We start from the raw sequence: 2979 nt of genomic DNA on the forward strand, positions 1-2979 counted from the left end.
CTTTCCAGGGGAACCAGGGTAGACCGTCGTGCTCAGGTTTTGGAAGGTGCCGTTGTCGGTTCCCTGTCTAAAGTGGGAGAAGAAGCTCAAATTAGTCCCACTGTAAGGGTTTGGCCAAATAAAACTATAGAATCAGGTGCAACATTGAATATCAATTTAATTTGGGGCAACACTGCCCAACGGAATCTTTTTGGTCAGCGGGGTGTCCAAGGCTTAGCCAACATCGATATTACTCCTGAATTTGCCGTTAAGTTGGGAGCGGCTTATGGGTCTACCTTAAAACTAGGCTCCCAAGTATCACTCTCCCGTGACCAGCGTAGTATCTGTCGCATGGTGACCCGGTCTTTGATTGGGGGGTTGATGTCTGTGGGTGTCGATGTCCAGAACCTAGATGCAACCGCAATTCCCGTGGCTCGAACCGTGGTACCAACCCTAGGGGTCTCCGGAGGTATCCATGTGCGAGTGCATCCTGACCGACCAGATCATATCCTGATCGAAGTTATTGATGCCAAGGGAATTAATATCAGCAAGGGTAAAGAGAAAAAAATTGAGGGGGCTTACTTTAAAGAAGACCTAAGACGAGTCCAGATCAATGATATCGGCAATGTTAACTACCCGATTCAGTTAATCGATATCTACGGTACTGCCTTTGAGAAGCATCTCAATGTAGAGGCAATTCGCAACAGTAGTGCTAAGGTAGTTATTGACTATGCTTATGCTGTGTCTGGTGCGGTGTTACCCCAACTGTTAGCGAAATTTGGGGCTGATGCAGTAGTCCTCAATGCCAGTTTGAAACAAACAGCTATCTCCACAGAAGAACGAGAGAGTTTGCTCAATCAGCTGGGTCAGGTGGTCGAGGCCCTAAAAGCCAATTTTGGCGTGCAGGTCTCTGCTAATGGGGAACAGCTGATTTTGGTTGATGAATCGGGAATCTCGATTCGAGGTGAGGTATTGACTGCACTGATGGTCAATATTATGTTAACCTCTAATCCCAGGGGAACTGTGGTGGTTCCAGTCCAGACATCAAGTGCGGTGGAACAAATTGCCCGACGCCATGATGGCAAGGTGATCCGCACCAAAGCTAACCCCACAGCACTGATGGAAGCTTCTCAAAGCAACCCCAATGTGGTATTGGGAGGTAGTTGGGACATGGGCTTTATTTTCCCCCAACTACATCCAGGCTTTGATGCCATGTTTGGAATCGCCAAGTTGATCGAGATGCTGACAGTCCAAGAGCGATCGCTTGCTGATATTCGTGCCGAACTCCCCCGGGTATGGTACAAAACCGTTACTCTGCGCTGTCCTTGGACAGTTAAGGGTAGCCTCATGCGTCATCTGGTCGAAACCCATCCCAGTGAGCAGCTCGAACTTGTCGATGGAGTTAAAATTATCAACCCGCAAAATGATAACTGGGTGTTGATTTTACCCGATGCTGGCGAACCCTTAGTTCATATTTTTGCCAACAGCGATGACCGGGATTGGGCTGAGGAAAACCTCAAGCATTATCGCAACCATGTTCAGGAATTCGTTGAAAAAGAACAAGGTGTAGAAGCACAACCTTCAGCCGTGTCATAAATCCGATTAATCGGCTCTTAACAGGCATAGCGGTGGCTTTCCTCAGGTGCGACCCAAGGGCGATTTACTCGCCCATTGGAAAGCGCACCTAAAGAGTGTTTGTAGACCTCAGGAAAGTCACCGCTATGCCCTTGTTGGTAGTTAATTGTTGGTAGGTTAAGTTCAATCAAAGAAAAGCCAAGAGTACTGGTACGCTTGTTCTATAATAAGGAGTCAACATTCAAAGGACCAGGGATATAGGAGATGAACAGCTGCATTTTAATGGCACAAATTATTCAGGATCCAGAACTGCGTTACACCTCAGAGAATCAGACACCCCTGACTCAGATGCTAGTACAATTCGCCAGTGTTAAGGCTGAGGAATCCCCATCAACCTTAAAAGTGGTAGGTTGGGGGGAATATTTGGCTAATGAAATTAAAGCAAACTATTCCACAGGCGATCGCGTGGTGATTGAAGGTAGCTTAAGGATGAATGTGATTGAGCGACCAGAAGGGTTCAAGGAAAAACGGGCAGAATTGAATGTTTCCCGGATTCACAAATTGGGAACAGATGATCACTTTGAGCCACAAGTCATGGGCTCGGAAAGAACTTTCCAGCAGACCCCAGAACCATCTCGTCCCCAAACCATAGGTGCGCTTTCCGTTGGCGAATTAAATTCGCCACGGGTCGCACCTCATGATAAGGTGGTATCCATGGAGCAACATCGGATGTCGTCATCAGTTTCTTCTCCTAACAATACCGGACAAGATTTTGCTTATACCAGCACTGAACAAAATACTGAGCAAAGCTTTGACTCTTCTTTTGGGTCTTCATCTCCTCAAAACCCAACCTCTGGTAGCCCTAGTCATCAACAAGATTTAGATGATATTCCCTTTTAGTTATTAGGAGAAAAGATTATAGCTTTTATCATAGCTATGAGGTACACAAAATGTGTTACCTCTTCCCTATTCCCTGCTCCCTGCTCCCTGCTCCCTGCTCCCTGTTCCCGACTTCTGCAAGAAGTCTATTAAATTGTGTTTCAACTTCTTTACGTACTGATCTATGCCCTCCAGCCTTATCTAGACTTGATTTGCTTTTGTTTGGCTTGGGGGATAACGATGATTCTAGTTTGGACGGTTTTGTCAGCAGTCCGAGAAAGTTTTGCTGTTGCCAAACGACTGCATCAAATTCCCTGTTCTAACTGTCAGTTTTTTACTGGTGATTATCGTCTTAAATGTACCGTGCATCCCTCTGTTGCTAATTCTGAAGCAGCAATTAATTGTATAGACTTTTGTGCAAAAAATAATTACATGACTAGGGTTTAACAGACTCGACAGTAATGCCATTGGCTTCATCCTTGCTGCTGGGGAGGAAGCCTATATAGCAATCCTAAATTATTTGTAAAATCACTGGAATTGTTAAAA

General features: G+C 45.7%; 2 protein-coding genes and 1 pseudogene. All 3 read left to right on the plus strand.

The window, feature by feature from the left end; genetic code table 11:
* Window positions 1-1575: pseudogene (locus tag F6K20_RS31945) on the plus strand (mannose-1-phosphate guanylyltransferase); the annotation flags it as partial.
* 243 nt (window positions 1576-1818) lie between these two features.
* Complete coding sequence (locus tag F6K20_RS31950; RefSeq protein WP_287248412.1) at window positions 1819-2454, plus strand: single-stranded DNA-binding protein; 636 nt, start codon at window positions 1819-1821, stop codon at window positions 2452-2454.
* Between the two features lie 135 nt (window positions 2455-2589).
* Entirely contained in the window at window positions 2590-2880 is a 291-nt protein-coding gene (locus F6K20_RS31955; protein ID WP_287297444.1) for a hypothetical protein, read from the plus strand.
* Window positions 2881-2979: the final 99 nt, after the last annotated feature.

Origin of the sequence: Moorena sp. SIO2C4 (assembly GCF_010672485.1) — a bacterium.
Taxonomy (GTDB): Bacteria; Cyanobacteriota; Cyanobacteriia; order Cyanobacteriales; family Coleofasciculaceae; genus Moorena; species Moorena producens.